Consider the following 25,466-nt stretch of genomic DNA (forward strand, 5'->3'; position numbering starts at 1 on the left):
TGGGGATGACCGCGTGTGCAGACAGGCTCGGCGCACGCGAACATCTGTCACGCAACGCAGCCGCCAGGCACGCTGCAGTGCAATGCGCGTCGGCCACTGGCGTTCGCTATGCTTGCGCGACGGCGACCTCCTTCCAGATCTCCCGACGTGCGCAGGCGCTGACCAGTTCGGTGATTGGCGAAATCCTCAAGCTGACCGAGCAGCCGGAGGTCATTTCTTTCGCCGTTGCTTGCCATCGCCGGCGACCTTTCCGGTGGAGCGCATGCGTGCGGCCAGCGATCAGGTGCTGTGCGATGCGCCGCAAGCGGCGCTGCAATACGGCCCCACCGAAGGCTATGCGCCGCTACGCGAATGGGTGGCCGCGCGGCTGAGTCGCGATGGCGCCAGCATCCGGCCCAGCCAGGTGCTGATAGAAACGCCGAGCTATCTCGGTGCGTTGCAGGCGTTCTCGTTGTTTCAGCCGGCGTTCGTCGGCATGTCTTCGGACGACGATGGCGTGGTGGTAGACGCGCTGGATCCGGCGTTGCTGGCCGATGCGCGCTTTCTGTATTGCCTGCCGAATTTCCAGAACCTTACCGGCAGCCGTCTGCCGTTGGTGCGACGTCACGCGTTGGTGGCGCACGCGGCAAAGGCAGGCGTGCCGATCATCGAAGACGACCCGCACGGTGAGCTGTATTACAGCGGGCAGCCGCTGCCGAGCCTGTTGTCGCTCAATCCGGAGGGTGTGATGTACATGGGCTCATTCTCCAAGGTGCTCGCGCCTGGGTTGCGGCTGGGCTATGTGGTGGCGCCGGAAGCGGTGCTCGGCAAGCTGATCCAGGCCAAGCAGGCGGCTGACCTGCATACGCCGTCATTCACTCAGCGCATTGTGTACCAGACGCTGCGGGACGACTTTCTCGATGCGCATATTCCGCAGATCCGCGCGCTGTATGCAAGCCAATGCCGCTCGATGCTGGAGTCCCTGGACCGCCATTTCCCGGAGCAGGTGCAATGGAATCGTCCCGAAGGCGGCATGTTCCTGTGGGTGACATTGCCACTCGGGTTGGACTTCACCGCACTGCTGTCGCGGGCGATCGCACGCAACGTCGCGTTCGTGCCGGGCGCGCCGTTCTTCGCCAGCATGCCGCAGGCCAATACGTTGCGGCTATCGTTCGTCACCGTGCCGGGCCAGAAGATCGATGCCGGTATCCAAGTGTTCGGCGAGGTGCTGGGCCAGTTGCCAGGGCAGGTCGCCTGACCACGTCGACCTCAGCGCAGGATGCGTCGATCGCAACACGGATCGACAGCGTCGCGATCGGTATCGCGCGACGTCACCCGCCCCGGCAGCCGCAGTGCGATCGACGAACGTGCGGTGCAAGGCCCGGTGCGTGTCGGCATAAAGGCCCGGACGGCGACGAGCAGGCCGCCACCGTGTGCATGGCGCGCCAGACAAGGCGCTCCATCATTTCCCAGACCGACCTTACGGCTGCTCGCGATGTTGTGTCAGCCGCTGAGCAGCGATCAATCACAGCGCGGCAACCACGCAGACGCTGACAAGACGCAGCACATCGGGAAAATGCCCATCCGCACATCGCTTTTGCGATTCCTCGATCCCGATTGCCCATTCCCGGCTATCTTGTACAACCGACACAGCCTAGTGAGCCTGCAGCCATGACAACCTCTCCTGTGAAAGTTCTGATCTACGGTGCCTCCGGACGGATGGGCAAGGCATTGCTGCGATTGGCTGCCGAAGACGAGGCATTGCACGTCGTCGGGGCAGTGGTAGGGCGCTCGCCGTCGCAACGTGTCGTGGAAGGTGTGCCTTACTTCGCCGCGAGCGAACTGGGCGGTGCCCCGGCCTTCGATGTGGCGATCGACTTCAGCTTGCCACAGGGCTTCGCACCGATCCTGGCGTTATGCGCGCAGCGCGGCAAACCGCTGGTATCTGGCACCACCGGATTGGACGAAGCGCAACGCGCGGCGTTGCGCGATGCAGCGCAGCATATCCCGTTGCTGTGGGCGTCCAATTTCAGTCTTGGCGTTGCGGTGTTGACCGAGTTGGTGGAACGTGCCGCCGGCAGCTTGCCGGGCTGGGATTGCGACATCCTCGAAGCGCATCACGTGCACAAGCAGGACGCGCCCTCCGGTACCGCACTGACGCTGGGCGAAGCGGCCACTGGCAGCGGCGCGCAGCCGCGCTACGCCAGCTTGCGTGCCGGCGACATCGTCGGCGAACACACGGTGCAGTTCACCGGGCTGGGCGAGCGGGTCGAGTTGGTCCACCGCGCCACCAATCGCGACATCTTCGCGCGCGGTGCCTTGCATGCGGCCAAGCGACTGATCGGCAAGCCGCCCGGCAGCTACCGGGTGCGCGACCTGGTGCTGTAACCCGGCGCGCCACCGCGCATGAACGGCAGCTAGCAGCACCGGCCGATTCATGCCGCCGCTGCGATGACGGCGCGGCATCCGCCATTCTTCAGGCTGGCATGCAGGCGCACTTGCCTTTACAATTCTCGCTTGCCCGAACCAGCGTCGGACCGGTCCTCCACACCGAGTCCGCGCTTTGCTGCAACCGGAATTTGGCCGGAAGCGCATCGGAGTCCCAGGCAGCCAGAGCGAGACCCCACGTGACCCAACCCGCAATCCTTGTCCTCGAAGACGGCACCGTGTTCGAGGGCGAATCCGTAGGCGCCAACGGGCTTTTAGGCGCCAACGGGCTTTCCGTCGGTGAAGTGGTGTTCAACACCGCCATGACCGGCTATCAGGAAGTCCTGACCGATCCCTCCTACGCCCGCCAGATGGTCACGTTGACCTACCCGCATATCGGCAATACCGGTTTTACCGATCAGGATGACGAAGCCAGCAAGATCTGGGCCGCCGGCCTGATCGTGCGCGATGTGCCGCGTCGCCCCAGCAGCTGGCGCAGCCAGGTGGCCTTGCCAGAGTGGCTGCAGGCCCGCGGTGTGGTCGCCATTTCCGGCATCGACACCCGCAAGCTGACCCGCCTGCTGCGTCAGAAGGGCGCCCAGAACGGCGCGTTGATGGCCGGCGAGATCGACCTTGAAAAGGCGCTGGAAGCCGCACGCAATTTCCCCGGCCTGAAGAGCATGGATCTGGCCAAGGTGGTCTCCACCAAGGCGACTTACGGTTGGCAGGAAGGTCAGCTGGATCTCAACTCCGACACCTTTCTTGGCCTAGGTGCGTTGAATGTTGGAAAGTCCGCACGTGGAACTGCGGGCTCCGGCGAGGGACTCGCATTCAATGTTGTCGCGTACGACTACGGCGTCAAGCTCAGCATTCTGCGCATGCTGGCCGAACGTGGTTGCGACGTCACCGTGGTGCCGGCGCAGATGCCGGTGGCCGAGGTGTTGGCGATGCAGCCTGACGGCGTGTTCCTGTCCAATGGCCCGGGCGATCCGGAGCCGTGCGATTACGCCATCAGCGCGATCCAGGAATTGATCGCCAAGAAGGTGCCGACCTTCGGCATCTGCCTGGGCCATCAGCTGCTGGCGCTGGCCGCTGGCGCCAGGACGGTCAAGATGACCACCGGCCACCACGGCGCCAATCACCCGGTGCAGGATCTGGACGGTGGGCGGGTGATGATTACCTCGCAGAACCACGGCTTTGCGGTCGACGAAAGCACGCTGCCGGCCAATGTGCGTGTGACCCATCGTTCGTTGTTCGATGGCACCAATCAGGGCATCGCGCTGACCGATGCACCGGCGTTCTCGTTCCAGGGCCACCCGGAAGCCTCGCCGGGCCCGCGCGATGTGGGGCTGTTGTTCGATCGGTTTGTGGCGCTAATGGCTGAAGCGAAAGCTTGAACCCCGTCCCGGGCCACATGCTCGCTCTGATGACTGCATCGCATACCGTCGGCCCCAGTGGAGATCCCAATGCTTGATCGCATCGACATCGAAGGTTTGAAGGGAGTTGGCAAGGTAGAGCTGCAGTTCGACGCCTCCAGCCGGGCGCGCGTGCTTTTTGGTGTCAACGGCGTTGGCAAGACTAAATCGTTAGAGGCCATCTATGGTGTATTGCTATTCACCAATGAGGAGCTCTTGCGGGTCAAGGGTGAGCGGTTAGCCAATCTAGAGAAATGCGTGCCCGCGTCCAACGTCCTTATCGACGATGCGCAGTACCTTCTTGATAAGCCTTCGCAGCAGGTCGTAGAAGTAAGAAGTGTTGCTTCACAGGCGGTGCGTCACTCGCGTCCCTTGGTTTACATCGGGGCGGGTGGGCGGTCGTCGGTGGGACGTCAGCCTACATCCATTGCGGCACTGGGAAACTTTGAAGAACGTAGGTCTCAGCATTTTGATGTGTTGTTACAGGAGTGCGAGAGCGGCTCGTTGCGCTCTGCCGGCATGGATGCGGACATCCGCGTGTGGTTCATACAGCGTGCGCAGTCGGTCAATCCTTTTCAGGTTGAAAAGGACAACCTGCGTAACGAGATCGAATCGGTATTGAAGCTGTTGCATCGCATCGATCAGCGCGTGCATGCGGAGCGCTTGCAGATTGACGGCTCGCAGCGCGTTTATCTGAGTGTTGAAGGCCGGATGGTCGAGCTGGGGGAGCTCAGTTCGGGTTTTGCCTCGGTGGTGAAGCTTTTCCAGGCGATCATCTCCGGGTATGCCGGTTTCAGCAATTCCAAGGATCTCCAAAACCAGCCAGGCGTGGTGCTAATCGATGAAATCGAAAGTCATCTCCACGTTGGTTGGCAGGTAAGTATCGTCAGACATTTGAAAGCGCTTTTCCCGAACACCCAGTTCTTCATCAGCACCCACTCGCCGCTCGTGTTGACCCAGCTGGAGCAGGGAGAGGCCTATCTGCTAGAACGCGACGCGGAAGACGGAGTCGTCAGATCGTCTGTTATCGACTCGCCCAACATGAAGGCATTTGCGGATGTGCTTGAAGAGACCTTTGGGGTCGATCTCAATGCGCTCAAGCGCGATGCGCTTGTTAGCGAAGACCAGTCCGCCACCAAACGTGCACTGCTGGATCTGATCAGGCAGCGCAGCGATCGCCAGGGTGGGGAGCAAGCATGACCCGTCTGGTACTACTGGATGCCAACCTGCTGATCGGCGCACTGGACGGGGAGGAGGGAAGCGCGGCTCACGAAGCCTCGCTGTCGACGTTTGAGGCGCTGGTCGCCGATCCGGACGTCAAGATAGCGATCTCCCCGCTGATTCGATACGAAGTGCTGCGCGGTATGGACCAGGCGGATGTCGAGGCGGTGAACGCCATCCTCAACGATATGAAGGAGTTCGAGGTACGGGGCCAAGAGGCCATACGTGCTGCGGAAGTATTCCGGAAAGCTCGCCAGACCAATGTAAAGCTGGATAAGCGCAAGTTCGACGTATTCCATTGCGTCTGCGCGGAAATCAATGAACTCGAGATGCTCAGCAAGGATGAGGATGTCGAGATGATTCAAAAACTTATGAAGGCCTGAAGAAGAAAATGCCCAAGCGCAGTGATCTCAAGACCATCCTCATCATCGGCGCAGGCCCGATTGTCATCGGCCAAGCCTGCGAGTTCGATTACTCCGGCGCGCAGGCGTGCAAGGCGCTGCGCGACGAGGGCTATCACGTGGTGCTGGTCAACAGCAATCCGGCCACGATCATGACCGACCCGGACATGGCCGATACGGTGTACATCGAGCCGATCAACTGGCAGACGGTCGAGAAGATCATCGCCAAGGAAAAGCCCGATGCGCTGCTGCCGACCATGGGCGGACAGACCGCGCTTAATTGCGCTCTGGATCTGGCCGAACACGGCGTGCTGGAGAAGTACAACGTCGAGCTGATCGGCGCCAAGCGCCAAGCGATCCGCATGGCCGAAGATCGCGAGCTGTTCCGCGTGGCAATGGGCGAAATTGGCCTGGATTGCCCCAAGGCCGAAGTGGCGCACACGCTGGAAGAAGCGCTGGATATCCAGACCCGCGTCGGCTACCCGACCATCATTCGCCCTAGCTTTACCCTGGGTGGCAGCGGCGGCGGCATCGCCTACAACCGCGAAGAGCTGATCGAGATCGTCGGCCGTGGCCTGGAGCTGTCGCCGACCACCGAAGTGCTGGTGGAAGAGTCGGTGCTGGGCTGGAAGGAATTCGAGATGGAAGTTGTCCGCGACACCGCGGACAACTGCATCATCGTCTGCGCGATCGAAAACCTCGACCCGATGGGCGTGCACACCGGCGACTCGATCACCGTGGCGCCGGCACAGACGCTTACCGACAAGGAATATCAGCGCCTGCGCGATGCCTCGATCGCGGTATTGCGCAAGATTGGTGTGGATACCGGCGGCTCCAACGTGCAGTTCGGCATCAGCCCGACCACTGGCCGGGTGGTGGTGATCGAAATGAATCCGCGCGTGTCGCGTTCGTCGGCGCTGGCGTCCAAGGCCACCGGCTTCCCGATCGCCAAGGTCGCCGCCAAGCTGGCGGTGGGTTACACGCTGGACGAATTGAAGAACGAGATCACCGGCGGTCTGACACCGGCCTCGTTCGAGCCGTCGATCGACTACGTGGTCACCAAGATTCCGCGTTTTGCGTTCGAGAAATTCCCGCAGGCCGATGCGCGTTTGACTACGCAGATGAAGTCGGTGGGCGAGGTGATGGCAATGGGTCGCACCTTCCAGGAATCGCTGCAGAAAGCGCTGCGTGGTCTGGAAACCGGCAAGATCGGCCTGGACCCGACCGGCCTGGATCTGAGTAGCGAAGACGATATCGCCGCGCTCAAGCGCGAGCTCAAGGCACCGGGCCCGGAGCGCCTGTTCTACGTGGCCGATGCGTTCCGCGCCGGGATGACGGTGGCCGACGTCTACGCGCTGTCGTTCATCGATCCGTGGTTCCTGGATCAGATCGAAGAACTGATTAGCCACGAGCAGCAGCTGGCCCACGACGGCATGGCGTCGCTGGATGCGGCGCGGCTGCGTACGCTCAAGCGCGCCGGTTTCTCCGATGCGCGTCTGGCCGAGCTGACCGGCACCAACGAAGAGTCGGTACGCACGCTGCGTCGCGCGCTGAAAGTGCGCCCGGTCTACAAGCGCGTGGACTCGTGCGCTGCCGAGTTTGCCACCAGCACCGCCTATATGTATTCGACCTACGAGGACGAGTGCGAAGCGCTGCCAAGCAATCGCGACAAGATCATGATCCTCGGCGGTGGCCCCAACCGTATCGGCCAGGGCATCGAGTTCGATTACTGCTGCGTGCATGCGGCGCTAGCGCTGCGCGATGACGGTTACGAAACCATTATGGTCAACTGCAATCCGGAGACCGTCTCCACCGATTACGACACCTCCGACCGTCTGTATTTCGAGCCGCTGACGCTGGAAGACGTGCTGGAAATCGTCGAGCTGGAGCAGCCCAAGGGCGTGATCGTGCATTACGGCGGCCAGACCCCGCTGAAACTGGCGCGTGCGCTGGAAGCCAACGGCGTGCCGGTGATCGGCACCTCTCCCGATTCGATCGATCTAGCCGAAGACCGCGAGCGTTTCCAGCAGCTGGTCGACAAATTGGGCCTGAAGCAGCCGCCGAACCGCATCGCCCGCAATGCCGAAGAGGCGTTGGTGCTGGCGCGCGAAATCGGCTACCCGCTGGTGGTGCGCCCGAGCTATGTGCTGGGCGGCCGCGCGATGGAAATCGTGTATGGCGAATCCGACCTGGCGCGCTATGTGCGCGATGCGGTCAAAGTCTCCAACGATTCGCCGGTGTTGCTGGATCGCTTCCTCGATAACGCGGTGGAAGTGGACGTGGACATCATTGCCGACAAGGACGGCAAGGTGCTGATCGGCGGGCTGATGGAACATATCGAAGAAGCCGGCGTGCATTCGGGCGATTCGTCCTGCTCGCTGCCGCCGTACTCGCTTTCGCCCAAGACCCAGGCCGAGCTGCGCCGCCAGGTGGTGATGCTGGCCGAAGGATTGAACGTGGTCGGCCTGATGAACACCCAGTTCGCAGTGCAGGTCAACGAGGCCGGCGACGATGTGGTGTTTCTGCTGGAAGTAAATCCGCGCGCCTCGCGCACCGTGCCGTTTGTCTCCAAGGCGATCGGCATTCCCTTGGCCAAGATCGCCGCGCGCTGCATGGCCGGCAAGACGTTGGCCGAGCAGGGCGCCACCAAGGAAATCGTGCCGAACTACTACTCGGTGAAGGAGGCGATCTTCCCGTTCGCCAAGTTCCAGGGCGTGGACCCGATTCTTGGGCCGGAGATGCGTTCCACCGGTGAAGTGATGGGCGTGGGCCGCAGCTTCAGCGCTGCGTTTGCACGGGCCCAGGAAGCCGGTGGCATCAAGGCGCCGCCGGTGGGCAAGGCATTCGTGTCGGTACGTGACCCGGACAAGCACCGCGTGCTGCCGGTGGCGCAGGCATTGGTGGAGCGTGGCTTCACTCTGGTTGCCACCCGCGGCACCGGCGCCTGGCTGCAGCAGAACGGGCTGACCTGCGACATCGTCAACAAGGTGGCCGAAGGTCGCCCGCATATCGTCGATTCGATCAAGAATGGCGACATTGTGTACATCGTCAACACCACTGAAGGTCGCGCCGCCATCTCGGATTCGTTCTCGATCCGGCGCGAAGCGCTGCAGCATCGCGTGACCTATTCGACCACTGTCGCCGGCGCCAAGGCGCTGGTGCATTCGCTGGAATTCCGCGGCACCGGCCCCGTCTGGTCGCTGCAGGAACTGCACAAGGAGCTGGAAGCATGAGAGCACCCATGACGTCGAAGGGCGCGCTACGTTTGCGCGAGGAACTTGATCAGTTGAAGTCGGTCAAGCGTCCAGCAGTGATCGCGGCGATCGCCGAAGCGCGTGCGCACGGCGATCTGAAGGAGAATGCCGAATACCACGCCGCGCGCGAGCAGCAAAGCTTTATCGAAGGCCGCATCAAGCAGCTGGAAGGCGAGCTCTCGCATGCCGAGATCATCGACATCACCAAGCTGTCGGCCGGCAGCAAAATCGTGTTTGGTGCGACGGTGACGCTGGCCGATACCGAGACCGATGAGGAAAAACGCTACCAGATCGTTGGCGATCTGGAAGCCGACATTAAGATGGGCCTGATCGCGATTTCCTCGCCACTGGCACGTGCGTTGATCGGCAAGCTGGAAGGCGATTCGGTCACCATCGATGCACCGGCCGGCCAGCGCGAATACGAAGTCGTCAGCGTCGCGTATTTAGATTGATCGGCGCGATTGGCCGATGACCACTGCAACGCTGCTGCTGCCGGAAAAGCGCCGTCTATCCGGAACATTGGGCAACACGGTGGTGGCGCGTGCGCTTGCGCGCGCGGCGCAGCACAGCGCGGAGGCTGGCGAAGTGGCGCAATTGCAGCGCCATTTCACTTTGACGCCTGCGCATTGGCCGGTCGCCGCACTGACCCGTCAGCTGGATGCCGGCGATGCGGCCGGCGCAACCTGGGTGCGTGCCGATCCGGCCTATGTGGTGCCGGATATGCAGGGCGCACGCTTGATGGGCTACGGCGAGGCGCTCGGCTCCACGGCGGAAGACATGGCGATGCTGTTGCCAATCCTTAAGCCGATGTTCGGCGATGCGGGGTTTTTGCTGGATGCGCCGACGCCGTCGCGCTGGTATCTGCGCCTGTCGCCGGATGCCAAGCTGCCGGACTTTGCCCCTCCGGATGTTGCGATCGGCGATGACTTGCTCGAGCATCTGCCCGCTGGCGATCTCGGTCGGCGCTGGCGTGCGTTGTTGACCGAAGCGCAGGTGCTGCTACATCAGCATCCTTGGAACGCGGGCCGCGTTGCCAGCGGCAAACCGGCGATCAATTCGCTGTGGTTCTGGGGTGGTGGTGTGTTGCCGCATGCGGTGACTTCTCCACATCGCCAGGTGCGTAGCCGCGAGTCGCTATTGCGTGCGCTGGCCTTGGCGGCCGGTGCCGATGCGCAGCGCGAACAACGCGTCGATGCGCTGGTCGATCTGCGTCATTTGCGTTCGCTGCAGCAGTTCAGCGACGACGCGATGGCACCGCTGCTTGCGGCAATGGCAAGCGGCGAACTGGATCGGTTGGTGCTGGATTTCCAGGACGGCGAAACCGTGTCGCTCACGCACGCGCAGCGCTGGCGGTTCTGGCGCAAGCCGCGGTTGCAGCTGGCGCAATGACGTCGAGCCCGCGGATCGTCCGGCGCCCGTCTGGGCAGGCAGGAAGCTGGCCCGATGCCATGTTGCCGCTGCTGCGCCGCATTTACGCTGCGCGCGGTGTCACCGATGCGCAGGGCGCGCAACCGCGGCTGGGTCAGTTGCTGTCGCCGGACCTGCTGCACAACAGTGGCGTTGCCGCCAACTTGCTGGCCGATGCGATCGCACAGCAGCGACGCATCCTGATTGTTGGAGATTTCGATTGCGATGGCGCAACTGCCTGCGCGGTCGGCGTGCGCGGTTTGCGCATGCTCGGCGCGCCGGACGTGCATCACGCGGTGCCCAATCGCATGGTGCACGGGTATGGCCTGTCGCCCGCACTGGTCGACGAACTGGCTGCGCTGCAGCCGGATGTGCTGGTCACCGTCGATCACGGCATCGCCTGTCATGCGGGTGTCGCCGCGGCCAAGGCGCGTGGCTGGGCGGTGCTGGTCACCGACCACCATCTGCCGGGCAAAGTATTGCCGCCGGCCGATGCGATCGTCGATCCGAATCTGGCCGACGATCCTTTTCCGAGCAAGTCTTTGGCCGGCGTCGGCGTGATCTTTTACGTGCTGCTGGCATTGCGCGGCGTGTTGCGCACGCGCGGCGCATTTGCCGGGCGTACCGAACCGGATCTGTCGGTGTTGCTGGATCTGGTTGCCGTAGGCACCGTCGCCGATCTGGTGCCGCTGGACACCAATAACCGTGCGCTGGTTTCGGCTGGTCTGCGTCGCTTGCGCGAGGGCAAAGGGTGTATCGGTCTGCGTGCCTTGATCGATGCCAGCGGTCGCGACGTGGCGCGTTTATGTGCCAGCGATATCGGGTTCGCACTTGGTCCGCGTCTCAACGCGGCCGGTCGGCTCGAAGACATGGCTTTGGGAATCGAGTTGTTGCTCAGCGACGACTGGAGCCAGGCGCGCGCGATTGCCGGCACCCTGGAAGAGATCAACGCCGAGCGCCGCGCGGTACAGCAGTTGATGACCGACGATGCCGAGCAAGCCGTCACCAAGGTGATGTTGGATGCCCACGGCGAACTGCCGATCGCCGCGTGCCTGTTCGATGCCGAATGGCATCCGGGCGTGATCGGCCTGGTGGCGTCCAAACTCAAGGACCGGCTGCATCGTCCAGTGATCGCGCTGGCGCCAGCGGAGCCGGGCAGCAGCCAATTGCGCGGCTCGGCGCGGTCGATTCCCGGCCTGCATATTCGCGATGTGCTGGCCGCAGTGGATGCGCGCCATCCCGGCGTGATCCAGAAGTTCGGCGGCCACGCGATGGCGGCCGGCCTGAATCTGGATCATGCCGCGCTGGCCACGTTTGAACAGGCGTTCCGTTCGCAAGTGCAAACCATGGTGGATGCCTCGCTGCTGCATGCCGAATTGCATAGCGATGGCGAACTGGCTGCGCACGAACTCGATCATGTGCATGCCGAGGCGCTGCGGGTGGCCGGACCGTGGGGGCAGGGCTTTCCCGAGCCGCTGTTCGATGGCCACTTCGAGGTGCTGCAGTGTCGCGTGCTCAAGGAACGCCACCTCAAGTTGACGCTGCGTTGCCCCGGTCGCGCCGAACCGCTCAACGCCATTCACTTCAATGGTTGGCGCGGCAGCGAACCGGGACGCATGGTGAGGCTGGCCTATCGTCTGGTCAGCGACGATTATCGCGGCGGCACCGCGGTGCAATTGATCGTCGAGCACTGCGAACCGGCGATGGCGAGTGCTTGATCGATGCGTCGGTGGGTTGGGTTGCTTGCAGTTGGCGATCAATCGGCCGCGTGAGGTGAGGACCTTGATCACCAGCGTCGGCAATTTCCACGCAACATCTTGCCGCTGTCCGGCACGGGCCAGGTGTCATGCAGTGGTCGCTATCTGTCGCCGCTCCGCCCGGCTGCCGGCCACGCCGAGGCGCCGGCGATGCTGAGAGTGGCGGGCTTAACAGTGCCGCCACCGCGTTCCGCCGCGCGCTTGCTAAACTAACGCGCTCGTTCCCCGGAAGTCCTTCATGATCGAAACCAATCTGATCCGCCAGCGCATCACCGATCTCAGCGATCGCGTGCTCTCGCTCAGGGGGTATCTTTGACTACGACGTCAAGAAAGAACGTCTAGAGGAAGTTGGCCGGGAGCTTGAAAGTCCCGAGGTGTGGAACGATGCCGAGCGCGCGCAGGCGCTGGGTCGCGAGCGCTCCATGTTGGAAAAGACCGTCATCGGCATTGCCGATGCGCTGGCTGGTCTGGCTGACGCGGGCGATCTGCTGGAACTGGCCGAGAGCGAACAGGACGAAGACACCGCAGTGGCGGTGATCGCCGATCTGGATGCATACCAGGCGCATGTAGAAAAGCTGGAATTCCAGCGTATGTTCTCCGGCCAGATGGACGGCGCAAACGCGTTTGTCGACATCCAGGCTGGTGCGGGCGGCACCGAAGCGCAGGACTGGGCTGAGATTTTGCTGCGCATGTATCTGCGCTGGGCCGAGTCGCGCGGCTGGAAAACCGAGTTGATGGAAGTGTCCGGCGGCGACGTGGCGGGCATCAAGTCGGCCACGATCCGGGTCGAAGGCGAGTTCGCCTATGGTTGGTTGAAGACCGAAATCGGCGTGCACCGGCTGGTGCGCAAGTCACCATTCGACTCGGACAATCGCCGGCATACCAGTTTCACCTCGGTGTTCGTGTCGCCGGAAGTGGACGACAACATCAAGATCGACATCAATCCGGCCGATCTGCGTACCGACGTGTATCGCTCCTCCGGCGCCGGTGGCCAGCACGTCAACAAGACCGAGTCGGCGGTACGTATCACGCACATTCCGACCAATACCGTGGTCGCCTGTCAGACCGGGCGTAGTCAGCACCAGAACCGCGACAATGCGATGAAAATGCTGGCCGCCAAGCTATACGAACTGGAAGTGCAAAAGCGCAACGTCGAGCGCGACGCGCTTGAAGCCACCAAGTCCGACATTGGTTGGGGCAGCCAGATCCGTAACTACGTGCTCGATCAGAGCCGCATCAAGGATCTGCGCACCGGTGTCGAACGCAGCGATACGCAGAAAGTGCTCGATGGCGATCTGGACGAATTCGTCGAGGCCAGCCTGAAAGCAGGTCTGGCGGCGGGTTCCAAACGCCTGGATGCCTGATCGCAGCACGACGTGGAGGTGTCTGCATCGACGTCGCGCAGCGCACTGCGGCGATGCTGGCTTCGCAAAGGCTGCAGACAGCGCGGCAATCAGGCATACCGCTGACCGCCTACACGTCCCAGTTCCATCGTAAGAGCAGGGGCCGGCAACGCCGGTTCCTCATTCCCCACCGGGCACGCGCCCGACCCACAGCAGATCGATTCCCGCCATGACCGAGCAGACCCCCGCGACGCAGATCCCCGCCGACGAGAACAGCCTCATCGCCGAGCGTCGCGCGAAACTGGGCGCGTTGCGCGGCCTGGGTATCGCCTATCCCAACGACTTCGTACGCGAACACTTCGCTGGCGACTTGCAGACCGAATTCGCCGATACCGAGACCTGGACGCCCGAGGCGCTGGAAGCCAGCGGACGCACCGTCAAGATGGCCGGCCGTTTGATGGCCAAGCGGGTGATGGGCAAGGCCAGCTTTGCGCAGATCCAGGACGAATCCGGGCGCGTGCAGCTGTTCTTGCAGGGCAATGTGCTCGGCGATGCCTACGTTGCGTTCAAGGGGTGGGATGTGGGCGACATCGTGGCGGTGGAGGGTGGCTTGACCCGCACCAAGACCGGCGAACTGTCGGTCAAGGCCACGGCGCTGCGGCTGCTGACCAAGTCGCTGCGTCCGCTGCCGGACAAGTGGCACGGGTTGTCGGACGTGGAGCAGCGTTATCGCCAGCGCTATGTCGATCTGATCGTGACCCCGGAAGCGCGCGAGGTCTTCATCAAGCGCTCCAAGATTATCCGTGCGATACGCGCCTGGCTGGATGCGCGCCGTTTCCTTGAAGTGGAAACGCCGATGATGCATTACATCCCTGGCGGCGCCACCGCCAAGCCGTTCACCACCCACCACAACGCGCTGGATCTGGATCTGTACCTGCGCGTGGCCCCGGAGCTGTATCTCAAGCGCCTGGTCGTTGGTGGGCTGGAGCGCGTCTACGAAATCAACCGCAATTTCCGAAACGAAGGCGTGTCGACCCGGCACAACCCCGAGTTCACCATGCTTGAGCTCTACGAGGCGTATGCCACCTATTACGAGATCATGGCGCTGACCGAGCAGATGATCCGCGACACCGCACAGTCGGTGCTCGGCACCACGCAGGTGAGCTGGGACGGTGCCGACATCGATCTGGCGCCGGCTTTCCGGCGCTGGCGTATGGATGAGGCCGTTCGGCATCACAATCCGGAGATCAGCGCGGCCGATTGCACCGATCGCGAGGCGCTGCTGCGGCATTGCGAACGGCTGAAGATCCGGGTCAAGCCGTCGTACGGCTGGGGCAAGCTGTTGCTGGAAATCTTCGAAGCCACGGTGGAACACACCTTGGTGCAACCGACCTTCATTACCGACCATCCGATCGAAGTGTCGCCATTAGCGCGTTCCAGCGACACCGAGCCGGGTTACACCGATCGCTTCGAGCTTTTCATCAACGGCAAGGAGCTGGCCAACGGCTTCTCCGAGCTCAATGACCCCGAAGATCAGGCTGCGCGCTTCCAGGCGCAGGTGCAGGCCAAGGACGGTGGCGACGACGAAGCGATGCATTACGACGCCGACTACATCCGTGCGTTGGAGTACGGCATGGCGCCGACCGGCGGCTTGGGTATTGGCATCGACCGTCTGGTGATGCTGCTGACCGGCAGCACCTCGATACGCGACGTCCTGCTGTTCCCGTACATGCGTCCGGAAGCCTGACTTTTTTGTGCTGTCGGCGTGCCGAAGGCACAGTTACTGCATATGCTAGGACAGAGCCGCGAACAGCGTACTGTTCGGGGAGTCGGCACAGGGGGCGGCATCACCGCTTTTCCGTTCTCGAGATAGAGGAGCAACGGCTATGCAGGATGTTTTAGGAACTCCGGGCGGCGTCTCGTCGACGGATACATGGGAAAGCTGGTCGGAAAAGGCGGATCTGGGATTGAACATCGTCATTGTCGATGACCAGATGTCTGCGCGGACGATGCTGCGCCATGTCATCGAGGACATTGCGCCGGAATTGAAGGTCTACGACTTCGGTGATCCGCTCGACGCGCTGGCGTGGTGCGAAGCCGGGCGCGTGGACCTGTTGCTGCTCGACTACCGCATGCCCGGCATGGATGGTCTGGAGTTCGCACGCCGTCTGCGCCGTCTGCCCAGCCACCGCGATATTCCGATCATCCTGATCACTATCGTCGGCGACGAGCCGGTTCGCCAGGCCGCATTGGAAGCCGGTGTGATCGATTTCCTGGTCAAGCCGATCCGCCCGCGCGAACTGCGCGCGCGTTGCTCCAATCTGTTGCAGCTACGTCAGCAGAGCGAGAGCGTCAAGCAACGCGCGCTGTCGTTGGAACAGCGCCTGCTGGCCAGCATGAACGAGGTCGAAGAACGCGAACGCGAAACGCTGTCACGGCTGGCGCGCGCGATCGAATATCGGGACTCCGGTACCAACGCGTTTTTGGAGCGCATGTCGCATGTCGCTGGACTGATCGCCGAGCAACTGGGGCTGCCGGAAGAAGAAGTGCGCATCATCGAGATGGCCGCGCCGCTGCACGACATGGGCAAGATCGCCATTCCCGATTCGGTGCTGCTCAAGCCGGGCAAGCTCACCGAAGACGAGATGAGCATCATGAAGCGCCATCCCCGCATCGGCTATGAGCTGCTCAGCGGCAGCCAGAATCGTTTTATCCAGGTCGGTGCGTTGATTGCACTGCGTCACCATGAGCGCTACGACGGCACTGGCTATCCGGACGGCTTGTTCGGCGAAGCGATTCCGCTGGAAGCGCGCATCGTGGCGGTGGCCGACGTGTTCGACGCCCTGCTGTCGCAGCGCCCGTACAAGGAGGCTTGGACGATGGATGCCGCGCTGGCCTATCTGTATGCACAACGCGGCCGCCTGTTCGACCCTCGCTGTGTGGACGCGCTGTTGCGTGGCCGCGCGCAGCTGGATCAGATCTGCGGGGAGTTCTCCACCGCATCGGCGCGGCCCGGGGTGTGAGGTGAGGTTGGCGCGTGGTCAACTGCGTGATCAACTCGCCAAGCGTACCGACAGCGAGCACGGCCAGGCGTCGGTACGCATCGCGATGATCTTGGTAATCGTCGCGTACAGCGTGCGGTCTGCCAGCCAGTGGCAGGTCTTCCGACACCAATTGCATCAGCTGTTCTGGCTGATCGCGATCGGCAAGAAGGTGGCGCTGCTGATCGTTGTGTGGAGTGTTGCCATGCCGAAAAAATTATACCTGCGTCGCACGCTGGGGATGCAGTCGGACTACGGTCTGGTTGCGCTGGCGATGACCCGGCTGGGTGCGCCCATGGCCTGTCTGTCTGTCTTCCTGCTGTGGGTGACGATCGGCGATGGCTTGCACGTCGACCGCCAGACCCTGCACATGGCCATGGCCATGGCAGCACCTAGCGTCGGCATGACCCTGGCCGACAGTGCCGATTGCCAACAGCAGCTCGGGCTTGCGATCGCACTGTTGAGTGCGCTGATCGTCATTCCCATGTCATTGTTGCGCCTGCTAAGCGAACAGGCCAACGCTCCTGCCGCGCCGCATCCCGTCGGGGGCGATGACGCTGCGTCAGCGCACGGCCGAAATCCCTCATCCAGCGACGCGACCGCGCGTCTGAGGCGCCTATGAAGTCTCCATTGCCACGGTTAAAGCGGCGCCTCTCGGGGCGGGCGGATACGGAACACGCGCAAAATCTGATCCGTATCATCATCACCACATTGTTTATTTCCTACCTAGGCTGGCGCTATCAGCACACCCATGGCGACACGCTGATGGCCACCTGGTTCATTCTGGTCGGTGAGCTGCTGGTGTCGCTGGGCCTGATGGTGGCAATTTTGGTACGGCCGCAGGTGTCGCATGTGCGGCGACTGATCGGCATGCTGCTGGATTACACCTGCACCGGCGCGATCATGGCTATCCAGGGCGAACCGGCGTCGCCGCTGTATGCGGTCTGCATGTGGGTGACTATCGGTAACGGGCTGCGTTACGGCAGCAACTACCTGCGTGCCGCCACTGCCATGGGCAGCCTGTGTTTCCTCAGCGCCATCCTGATTTCGCCCTATTGGAAGGCCAATCCCTACTTGAGTTGGGGCTTGTGGCTGGGCCTGATCGCAGTGCCGCTCTACTTCGATTCGTTGCTACGCGCAATGACGCGCGCGGTGCGCGAGGCGCGGCATGCCAACCAGGCCAAGAGTCGCTTCCTGGCCAATATGAGTCATGAGTTCCGCACGCCGCTCAACGGTCTGTCGGGCATGACCGAAGTATTGGCGACCACGCGTCTGGACGCGGAGCAGAGGGAGTGCCTCAACACCATCCAGGCTTCTTCGCGCACGCTGCTGTCGCTGGTCGAAGAGGTGCTGGACATTTCGGCGATTGAGGCCGGCAAGATCCGCATCGAGCATCGCGACTTCTCGCTGTGCGAGCTGATCGACTCGGTCAACATGATCCTGCAGCCGCAGTCCAGGGCGCGGGGGCTGGAGTACTTCACCCAGGTCGGCACCGACGTACCGGATTTGCTCAAGGGCGATACCAGCCATCTGCGTCAGGTGCTGCTGAATATCCTCGGCAATGCGGTCAAGTTCACCGAATACGGGCATGTGCTGCTGCGGGTCACCAGGATGTCCGGCGGTAAGGGCAAGACGGTACGGCTGCGCTTCGTGGTGGAAGATACCGGTATCGGCGTGCCGATGGACATGCGGCCGCGGCTGTTCGAAGCCTTCGAGCAGGCTGATGTCGGCTTGTCGCGTCGTTACGAAGGGACCGGGCTGGGCACCACGATTGCCAAGGGTCTGGTCGAGGCGATGGGCGGCAGCATCGGCTTCAAGGAAAGTCCGTGTGGCGGCAGTGTGTTCTGGTTCGAGCTACCGATTGCAATCGGTGAACCGGTGCAGACGGCAAAGACGGCGCTGGCGCGTGTGCCGACCGGTGCGCTGCTGGACACGTCCGACAAGTTGGAGGCGTCCAACGTCATTGCCTTCTCCAACCCGTTCCTGCGTCACCGCGCGCGCGTGCGCAGCATGCGCATGCTGGTGGCCGACGACCACGAAGCCAATCGCATGGTGTTGCAGCGCCTGCTGGAAAAGGCCGGGCACAAGGTTCTTTGCGTCAATGGCGGCGAACAGGTGCTGGATGCGATGGCCGAGGAGGAGTTCGATGCGGTGATCGTGGATCTGCATATGCCGGGCATGAGTGGACTGGACATGCTCAAGCACTTGCGCGTGATGCAGGCCAGCGGCATGCGGTACACCCCGGTGGTCGTGCTTAGCGCCGATGTCACGCCGGAAGCGATTCGCAGTTGCGAACAGGCGGGCGCACGGGCGTTTCTGGCCAAGCCGGTGGTGGCTGCCAAACTGCTGGATACCCTGGCGGATCTTGCCCTCAGCACACGGCCTCTGGCCACGCCGGCGACCAGCGTGCAGATTCCCGCCGGCTTCGACGGTGTGCTCGATTCCAGCGTACTTGATGAACTGGCGTCACTCGGGATGGGCGACGAGTTCGAACGTCAATTCGTGCGGCAATGCCTGGAAGACGCGCAGAACTGCATCGACGCAATCGAGCGCGACGGCACTCGTTCGAATTGGGAGCAGTTGCGCGAAAGCGCGCATGCGCTGCGTGGGGTCGCCAGCAACCTGGGCCTGGCCCAGGTCGCTGCCAATGGCGCTGAGCTGATGCGCATGGCCGACCGGCAATTGCAGTCGGAATGGCGACAGCAGCTGTCTGCGTTGCGCGAGCAATTGACGTCCGGAAAAGACGCACTTGACGTACGTATGCAGCGTGTCGGGCACGGCGAGCGCTCCCCGCGGAGTAGCGAATAAGCCCCCAGGCACATCAGATTGCCTCGCGTCCAGAACGGCGTGACTGCGCGCGTCGCAGGCGGTCCATGGTGCGCAGCGATTTTTCGCCGAGCTGCATCGCAGTGTCCACCCAGATTTCGGTGATGCGCATCATTTCCTGCAGCGGCACGGCGGTGGTCATTTCACGCATTTTCTGCATCGCCGCCCACGCGTGCGGGGTGCGCTTGCTCTCGCGGATCACCTGTTCCACCGCGGCCACACCTTGACCACGCGGTACGACGAGATCGACCAGGCCCATTCCCAGCAGATCTTCGGCCGAATACAGATTGCCTTCGAGCATGATCTTTTGCGCCAGTTGCGGGCTGACGCGCTGGCACATGAAGGAGTAGGCACCCATGCCAGGGAACAGATCGAACAACACCTCGGGCAAGCCCATCATCACGCCTTCCTCGGCGATGATGGTGTTGCAGCTCAGTGCCGCCTCGAAACCGCCGCCGAGCGCATTGCCCTGGACCAACGCGATGCTGTGTGCGCCGGCCCCGAGGCCGACATGGAAGGCATGCACGCCACGCACGCAGCGCTGCGCGTAATCCAGCAGGCGTGCACGGTCGCCTTCGCGGATCAGCTGGCAAAACAATGCCAGATCGCCACCCAGATTGAACACGTCGGTGTCCGAGGCCAGCACCACGTGCGGGGACAGTACGCCGGCGCTGTTCAAGCGCCGCCCCAGGTTGACCTGATAGCCGGTGATGTCGTCGACCAGGCGCGATGAGAAGCAGGCACGTCCCGGATTGACGGCCAGGTCGGCATGCATGTGGATCCAATACACGTCACGCTGCGGTTCTTCGATGATGCGCAGGGTTGAGCCGATGTTGGTGCGAATGAAAGGTTGAACTGCAGACATGGTGATTCTCCGTGAAGACCGTCCGGCCGGCCGCCTTACGGACGGAGATGAGTGAACAAGGAGCGTGCGCCGACCTCCGATTCTATGCGTACCAAAGCGAACACCCGCAAGGCCTTGCGGCATTGCGGGTGCTGGATGACGGCCGGATGGCCCTTAGCTCTGCAGGGGCGCCGAAGGACTCACTCCTTGGCCGCATCCCGCAATTCGCGGCGCAAGATCTTGCCGACGTTGGTTTTCGGTAGTTCCTTGCGGAATTCGATCACTCGCGGCTGCTTGTAACCGGTCAGGTTGGCGCGGCAGTAAGCCTTCACATCCTCGGCGGTCAGGGCGGGGTCCTTCTTTACGACCACGGCCTTGACGATCTCGCCGGATTTTTCGTCCGGTACGCCCACGGCTGCCACTTCCAGCACGCCGGGCAACTCGGCGATCACGTCTTCGATCTCGTTGGGATACACGTTGAAGCCGGACACCAGGATCATGTCCTTCTTGCGATCGACGATATAGACGAAACCTTGCTCGTCCATTCGCGCGATATCGCCGCTGTGCAGCCAGCCCTCGGCATCCATGACATTGGCGGTTTCTTCGGGCTTCTTCCAATAGCCTTTCATTACCTGCGGGCCCTTGATGCACAGCTCGCCGATCTCGCCCTGCGGCAGCACTACGCCAGCGTCGTCCTTGATGCAGGCATCGGTGGACGAAATCGGCAGGCCGATCGAGCCGTTGTAGTCCTTCAGATTCATCGGGTTTATGCAGGCAGCCGGCGAGGTCTCGGTCAGGCCGTAGGCCTCGACCAGGGTCAAGCCGGTGACCTTCTTCCAGCGTTCGGCGACCGAGCGCTGCACCGCCATGCCGCCGCCCAGAGTCATCTTGAGCGAGGAAAAATTCACCGCGTCGAAGCCGGGCGTGTTGAGCAAACCGTTGAATAGCGTGTTGACGCCGGTGATCGCGGTGAAGCGTGTCTTTTTCAGTTCCTTGACGAATCCGGGCATGTCGCGCGGGTTGCTGATGAGATGATTGCAGCCGCCGATCTTCATGAAGACCAGGCCGTTCGCCGTCAACGCGAAGATGTGATACAGCGGCAGCGCGGTGATCACCACCTCGTTGCCTTCTTCCAACTTGCCAGTGCCCGCGAGCCACTGGTGCGCCTGTTGCATGTTGGCCACCAGATTGCGGTGCGTCAGCATCGCGCCCTTGGCCACGCCGGTGGTGCCGCCGGTGTATTGCAGAAAAGCGATGTCGTCGGGCTCGATCTGCAGCGTCGGCACCGTGTGCTTGCGGCCCAGTGCCAGCGCCTCGCGGAAACGCATCGCGCCTTTGATGCGATAATCCGGCACCAACTTCTTGATGTACTTGACGACGAAGTTGACCACGGCCGCTTTCGGGAACCCGAGCATGTCGCCCAGGCCGGTGGTGATCACCTGCTTGACCGGCGTGTCGGCAATGACTTGCTGCACGGTAGTGCCGAAGTTGTCGATGACCACCAGCACAGTGGCGCCGGAGTCGACCAATTGATGCTTGAGCTCGCGCGGGGTGTATAGCGGATTGACGTTCACCACGGTCAAGCCGGCACGCAAAATGCCGAACGTGGCGATCGGATATTGCAGGCAGTTGGGCATCATCAAAGCGACGCGGTCGCCTTTCTTCAACTGCAGTTCGCCGAGCAGATAGGCGGCGAATTGATCGACCAACTGATCCGCTTCGCGATAGGTAATGGTCTTACCGTAACTGTGGTAGGCGGGGCGGTCGGCAAAACGCGCAACCGAGGTGGCGAACACCTCTGTCACGGTGCGGAACTGCTCCAGATCGATCTCCGCGGCGACGCCGGACGGATAGCTTTGCAACCAAAGACGTGCCTGCTGATTCATCTGCCCACTCCAGGATATTCGGTACGTGACGCGGTATGTTCCACGGCACTACATCAGCTGGCAGCATATCGTCATGCATGGAAAAGGCGAAGCGCGCTGCAGAGCAGCATTCAAGCGCGCAGACGTTTCTGGTCGGTTGCGGTTTGTCTCGTAGTCTTGGTCGGTTGCACGCGTGCTGCGCCGGCACAACGTCTGCGCGCGACGTTGGCGTAGATGCCTCGCGAGATCGAAGCACGCGGCATCGGCGATGTGATGGCGCCAGTGGCGGTGGCGGAAGATTCCGTCGGCGAAAACGGCCCCGATGCAGCCGGATTGCGGCGGTTGATGCAGCTGCAGATGCTGTGCAACCGACAGATTAGCGTGACGATGGGGCCGGTCGATTTCGAGCTGCGTGGCGAAATGGCCAACGTGCGCTTTACGGCGTTGCTGACCGGCGGCAGGGGTGGGTGGCCGATCGGGCGCCGACCTGTCAGGTCACCACTGGCTGGCGATTGCAGGGCGGCAACTGGCAGCTGTACCACGCGCAATGGGCGCCAGCCAGGCGATAGAGTGGCCTTCAAGACGATAGAGCGGCCATCAAAAGTGCTGCGCCCCGGGCGCACTGGCGGATGAGCGCGACCGATGCACGGTGCAGCATTTACCGCTCGTGCACTGCGATGCTAAGCGAGCTGCAACAGCCGAACGACTTTCGTTACGTGTTGTCAGCCACTCCTGGCGAGCGCCCGAAACGACTCTCCCGCCAAGCTGCGGGAGGGTCGTTACACAGGTAAAAGGCGATGCGCGCGATCAGGCCGCCTTGCGCGCGGCCAGTTGGCGCAACACGTATTGCAGCAGACCACCGTGCTTGAAGTATTCCACTTCCTTGGGCGTCAGCAGCAGCACCTTGACCTGGAATTGCGTGACGCTGCCATCGGATTTCTTCGCATCGACTGTGGCGCGGCGGCTGGCACCGTCCTGCAGGCCGGTGATGTCCAGCACTTCCGAGCCATCCAGGCCCAGGGTCTGCGCGTTTTGGTTTTCTAAGAATTGCAACGGCAGCACGCCCATGCCGACCAGATTGGAGCGGTGGATACGCTCGAAGCTTTCGGCGATCACGGCTTTGACGCCGAGCAGGTTGGTGCCCTTGGCCGCCCAGTCGCGCGAGGAGCCGGTGCCGTATTCCTTACCGGCCAGCACCACCAACGGCACGCCATCGGCCGTGTACTTCACCGCGGCATCGTAGATCGCCAGTTTTTCAGGCGCGGCGCCGTCCTTGCCGTAATACAGCGTGTTGCCGCCTTCTTCGCCACCGAACATCAAGTTCTTGATGCGGATGTTGGCAAAGGTGCCGCGCACCATCACATCGTCGTTGCCGCGGCGACTGCCGTAGCTGTTGAAGTCGGCCGGCTGCACGCCGCGTTCCTGCAGGAAGCGACCTGCTGGCGAGTCCTTTTTGATGTTGCCGGCGGGCGAGATGTGATCGGTGGTAATCGAATCGCCGAACAAGCCCATGATGCGCGCGCCATGCACGTCCTCGACGTGGCCGACCTGCATGGTCATGCCATCGAAGTAGGGCGGATTCTTGATATAGGTCGAGGCCGCATTCCATTCGTACAGGGCGCCATCCGGGGACGCAATCGTGTTCCAGCGCGTATCGCCCTTGAACACGTCGGCGTAGTTCTGCTTGAACATCTCCGGGCCGACGGTGGCGGCGATGGTGTCGCCGATTTCCTTGTTGCTCGGCCAGATGTCGCGCAGGTAGACCGGCTGTCCATCACTGCCGGTGCCTAGCGGCTCAGTGGTGAGGTCGATGTCGGTGGTGCCGGCGATTGCATAGGCCACCACCAGCGGCGGCGAGGCGAGATAGTTCATCTTCACTTCGGGGTGCACGCGGCCCTCGAAGTTGCGGTTGCCCGACAACACCGAGGCGACCACCAGATCGTCCTTGGCGATTGCGGCAGACACGTCTTCCGGCAGTGGGCCGGAATTGCCGATGCAGGTGGTGCAGCCGTAACCGACCACGTAGAAACCGAGCTTTTCCAGATCGGCCATCACGCCGGCCTTGGTCAGATAATCGGTGACCACGCGCGAACCCGGACCGAGCGAGGTCTTCACCCACGGCTGCGCCTTCAGGCCCTTGGCCGCCGCATTGCGTGCGAGTAGGCCGGCGCCCAGCATTACGGCCGGGTTGGAGGTATTGGTGCACGAGGTGATCGCGGCAATCACCACCGAGCCATCGCGCAGCCGCCAGCCGGCACCGCTGTCGTTGGCACTTTTCGCCTGCGAAGCCTTGGCGCCCACCGCAGTGCCGCCGCCGCCTTCGTTCTTCAGGCGGTCTTCCTGCTTGAGATCGGTGATGCGCTTGCTGCGCGCCTCGACGAACGGCTTGAGACTTTCGCGGACGTTGGCCTGCATGTCTTCCAACAACACGCGATCCTGCGGGCGCTTGGGGCCGGCCAGCGAGGGCTTGACCTCGCCCATGTCCAGCTCCAGCGTGGCGCTGTACTGCGCTGGCGGGGTGTTGGCGTCGTGCCACAGACCCTGTGCCTTGGCATAAGCTTCGACCAGCGCGATCTGCTCTTCGCCGCGGCCGGACAGGCGCAGATAGGTCAGCGATTCTTCATCGACCGGAAAGATGCCGCAGGTGGCGCCGTATTCCGGCGCCATGTTGCCGATCGTGGCGCGATCGGCCAGCGGCAGATGCTGCAGACCTTCGCCATAGAACTCGACGAATTTGCCGACCACCCCGGCCTTGCGCAACATCTGGGTGACGGTGAGCACCAGATCGGTAGCGGTGGCGCCTTCGGGCATCTTGCCGCTCAGCCTGAAGCCGACCACCTGCGGAATCAGCATGGACGAAGGTTGCCCCAGCATCGCGGCCTCGGCCTCGATACCACCCACGCCCCAGCCCAGCACGCCGATGCCGTTGATCATGGTGGTGTGGCTATCGGTACCGAACACAGTGTCCGGGTATGCGATCCGGGTGCCGTCCTCGTCCGCGCTCATCACCACGCGCGCCAGATTTTCCAGGTTCACCTGGTGGACGATGCCGGTGTTGGGCGGCACCACCTTGAAGTTTTCGAACGCCTTTTGGCCCCAACGCAGGAAACCGTAGCGTTCCTGGTTGCGCTGGAATTCAATCTTGCCGTTGAGGTCGAGCGCGTCGGGCTTGCCGAATACGTCCACCTGCACCGAGTGGTCGATGACCAGTTCGGACGGAATCTGCGGGTTGATCTGGTCAGCGTTGCCACCCAGCTTGACTACTGCATCGCGCATCGCAGCCAGATCGACCACGCAGGGCACGCCGGTGAAATCCTGCAGCACCACGCGTGCCGGCATGAAGGCGATTTCGATATCAGGCTCGGCCTTGGGGTCCCACCTGGCGACCGCCTCGATATGGTCCTTGCCGACAGTGATACCACCGTCTTCGTGCCGGAGCAGGTTCTCCAGCAGGATCTTCATCGAGTAGGGCAGGTGGCCGATATCGAAGCGTTCGCCCAGCTTCGGCAGGCTGTAGTACGCGTAGCGTTTGCCGTGGACCTCAAGCGAGGTGCGGGTGCAAAAGGAATCGCTCATGCATCACTCCTATGGCGTCTAGGCTTAGGGAGCCACACATACTGAGCGATTCAGTGTACACACGGTGTGTCCGAGGCGGTCGGCCGACTTGAGTACGACAGCATAAGTAC

16 protein-coding genes and 2 pseudogenes are annotated in these 25,466 nt (G+C 62.5%); 15 read left to right on the plus strand and 3 right to left on the minus strand.

Annotation, left to right across the window (positions count from 1 at the left end; translation table 11 throughout):
• The first annotated feature begins 5 nt into the window (after positions 1-5).
• From PD885_RS09865 to rpfC, 14 genes and pseudogenes are all read left to right on the plus strand, one after another.
• Positions 6-1,237 (plus strand): annotated as a pseudogene (locus tag PD885_RS09865) (aminotransferase-like domain-containing protein).
• Positions 1,238-1,650: 413 nt separating this feature from the next.
• On the plus strand, positions 1,651-2,367 hold the full coding sequence (dapB, locus tag PD885_RS09875; RefSeq protein WP_002806433.1) for a 4-hydroxy-tetrahydrodipicolinate reductase: 717 nt from the start codon (positions 1,651-1,653) through the stop codon (positions 2,365-2,367).
• Positions 2,368-2,606: 239 nt separating this feature from the next.
• Positions 2,607-3,803 carry a glutamine-hydrolyzing carbamoyl-phosphate synthase small subunit gene (gene carA, locus PD885_RS09880; RefSeq protein WP_002806434.1) on the plus strand — a complete coding sequence of 399 codons (1,197 nt, stop codon included), beginning with the start codon at positions 2,607-2,609 and terminating at the stop codon, positions 3,801-3,803.
• A 69-nt stretch (positions 3,804-3,872) separates the two neighbouring features.
• Positions 3,873-5,021, plus strand: coding sequence for an AAA family ATPase (locus tag PD885_RS22020; protein WP_002806436.1), 1,149 nt, complete (start codon positions 3,873-3,875; stop codon positions 5,019-5,021).
• On the plus strand, positions 5,018-5,425 hold the full coding sequence (locus tag PD885_RS09890; RefSeq protein ID WP_002806438.1) for a PIN domain-containing protein: 408 nt from the start codon (positions 5,018-5,020) through the stop codon (positions 5,423-5,425). Before PD885_RS22020 ends, PD885_RS09890 begins: the two co-directional genes overlap by 4 nt.
• A gap of 8 nt (positions 5,426-5,433) precedes the next feature.
• Complete coding sequence (carB, locus tag PD885_RS09895; RefSeq protein ID WP_088056833.1) at positions 5,434-8,676, plus strand: carbamoyl-phosphate synthase large subunit; 3,243 nt, start codon at positions 5,434-5,436, stop codon at positions 8,674-8,676.
• Between the two features lie 8 nt (positions 8,677-8,684).
• Positions 8,685-9,149, plus strand: coding sequence for a transcription elongation factor GreA (gene greA, locus PD885_RS09900; protein WP_172402120.1), 465 nt, complete (start codon positions 8,685-8,687; stop codon positions 9,147-9,149).
• Between the two features lie 16 nt (positions 9,150-9,165).
• A complete protein-coding gene (locus tag PD885_RS09905; protein WP_002806444.1) occupies positions 9,166-10,086 on the plus strand; it encodes a hypothetical protein in 921 nt (306 codons plus the stop codon).
• Positions 10,083-11,822 (plus strand): single-stranded-DNA-specific exonuclease RecJ, encoded by a 1,740-nt coding sequence (gene recJ / locus PD885_RS09910; RefSeq protein WP_002806448.1) that lies wholly within the window; start codon positions 10,083-10,085, stop codon positions 11,820-11,822. Before PD885_RS09905 ends, recJ begins: the two co-directional genes overlap by 4 nt.
• 277 nt (positions 11,823-12,099) lie before the next feature.
• Positions 12,100-13,225 (plus strand): peptide chain release factor 2 gene (prfB, locus tag PD885_RS09915; protein WP_108780202.1). Its coding sequence is split into 2 segments (ribosomal slippage): positions 12,100-12,174 and positions 12,176-13,225, totalling 1,125 coding nucleotides; the frame shifts between segments, so codons are not numbered across the junction.
• A 208-nt stretch (positions 13,226-13,433) separates the two neighbouring features.
• Positions 13,434-14,951 (plus strand): lysine--tRNA ligase, encoded by a 1,518-nt coding sequence (gene lysS, locus PD885_RS09920; RefSeq protein WP_002806455.1) that lies wholly within the window; start codon positions 13,434-13,436, stop codon positions 14,949-14,951.
• Positions 14,952-15,090: 139 nt separating this feature from the next.
• A complete protein-coding gene (rpfG, locus tag PD885_RS09925) occupies positions 15,091-16,227 on the plus strand; it encodes a cyclic di-GMP phosphodiesterase response regulator RpfG (protein WP_002806458.1) in 1,137 nt (378 codons plus the stop codon).
• A gap of 151 nt (positions 16,228-16,378) precedes the next feature.
• A complete protein-coding gene (locus tag PD885_RS09930; RefSeq protein WP_231895773.1) occupies positions 16,379-16,867 on the plus strand; it encodes an RpfH protein in 489 nt (162 codons plus the stop codon).
• Positions 16,864-19,053, plus strand: coding sequence for a sensor histidine kinase RpfC (rpfC, locus tag PD885_RS09935; protein WP_002806464.1), 2,190 nt, complete (start codon positions 16,864-16,866; stop codon positions 19,051-19,053). Before PD885_RS09930 ends, rpfC begins: the two co-directional genes overlap by 4 nt.
• Before the next feature lie 13 nt (positions 19,054-19,066).
• Here rpfC and rpfF read toward each other — a convergent pair whose 3' ends face one another.
• Both rpfF and rpfB read right to left on the minus strand, forming a co-directional pair.
• Positions 19,067-19,936, minus strand: a complete 870-nt coding sequence (gene rpfF / locus PD885_RS09940) for a diffusible signal factor synthase RpfF (protein WP_002806466.1) — start codon at positions 19,934-19,936, stop codon at positions 19,067-19,069.
• Positions 19,937-20,115: 179 nt separating this feature from the next.
• A complete protein-coding gene (gene rpfB, locus PD885_RS09945) occupies positions 20,116-21,801 on the minus strand; it encodes a fatty acyl-CoA ligase RpfB (protein ID WP_002806467.1) in 1,686 nt (561 codons plus the stop codon).
• Between the two features lie 96 nt (positions 21,802-21,897).
• Here rpfB and PD885_RS09950 point away from each other — a divergent pair.
• Positions 21,898-22,349 (plus strand): annotated as a pseudogene (locus tag PD885_RS09950) (hypothetical protein).
• Positions 22,350-22,587: 238 nt separating this feature from the next.
• Here the strand turns inward: PD885_RS09950 and acnA are convergent.
• Positions 22,588-25,356 carry an aconitate hydratase AcnA gene (gene acnA / locus PD885_RS09955; protein WP_002806469.1) on the minus strand — a complete coding sequence of 923 codons (2,769 nt, stop codon included), beginning with the start codon at positions 25,354-25,356 and terminating at the stop codon, positions 22,588-22,590.
• Positions 25,357-25,466: the final 110 nt, after the last annotated feature.

This window comes from Xanthomonas fragariae (assembly GCF_900183975.1).
GTDB classification, from domain to species: Bacteria; Pseudomonadota; Gammaproteobacteria; order Xanthomonadales; family Xanthomonadaceae; genus Xanthomonas; species Xanthomonas fragariae.

Coding starts and splice junctions, on each gene's coding strand:
- dapB (WP_002806433.1), top strand. CDS start 1,651: ATGACAACCTCTCCTGTGAAAGTTCTGATCTACGGTGCCTCCGGACGG.
- PD885_RS22020 (WP_002806436.1), top strand. CDS start 3,873: ATGCTTGATCGCATCGACATCGAAGGTTTGAAGGGAGTTGGCAAGGTA.
- PD885_RS09890 (WP_002806438.1), top strand. CDS start 5,018: ATGACCCGTCTGGTACTACTGGATGCCAACCTGCTGATCGGCGCACTG.
- carB (WP_088056833.1), top strand. CDS start 5,434: ATGCCCAAGCGCAGTGATCTCAAGACCATCCTCATCATCGGCGCAGGC.
- greA (WP_172402120.1), top strand. CDS start 8,685: ATGACGTCGAAGGGCGCGCTACGTTTGCGCGAGGAACTTGATCAGTTG.
- PD885_RS09905 (WP_002806444.1), top strand. CDS start 9,166: ATGACCACTGCAACGCTGCTGCTGCCGGAAAAGCGCCGTCTATCCGGA.
- recJ (WP_002806448.1), top strand. CDS start 10,083: ATGACGTCGAGCCCGCGGATCGTCCGGCGCCCGTCTGGGCAGGCAGGA.
- lysS (WP_002806455.1), top strand. CDS start 13,434: ATGACCGAGCAGACCCCCGCGACGCAGATCCCCGCCGACGAGAACAGC.
- rpfG (WP_002806458.1), top strand. CDS start 15,091: ATGCAGGATGTTTTAGGAACTCCGGGCGGCGTCTCGTCGACGGATACA.
- rpfC (WP_002806464.1), top strand. CDS start 16,864: ATGAAGTCTCCATTGCCACGGTTAAAGCGGCGCCTCTCGGGGCGGGCG.
- rpfF (WP_002806466.1), bottom strand. CDS start 19,936: ATGTCTGCAGTTCAACCTTTCATTCGCACCAACATCGGCTCAACCCTG.
- rpfB (WP_002806467.1), bottom strand. CDS start 21,801: ATGAATCAGCAGGCACGTCTTTGGTTGCAAAGCTATCCGTCCGGCGTC.
- acnA (WP_002806469.1), bottom strand. CDS start 25,356: ATGAGCGATTCCTTTTGCACCCGCACCTCGCTTGAGGTCCACGGCAAA.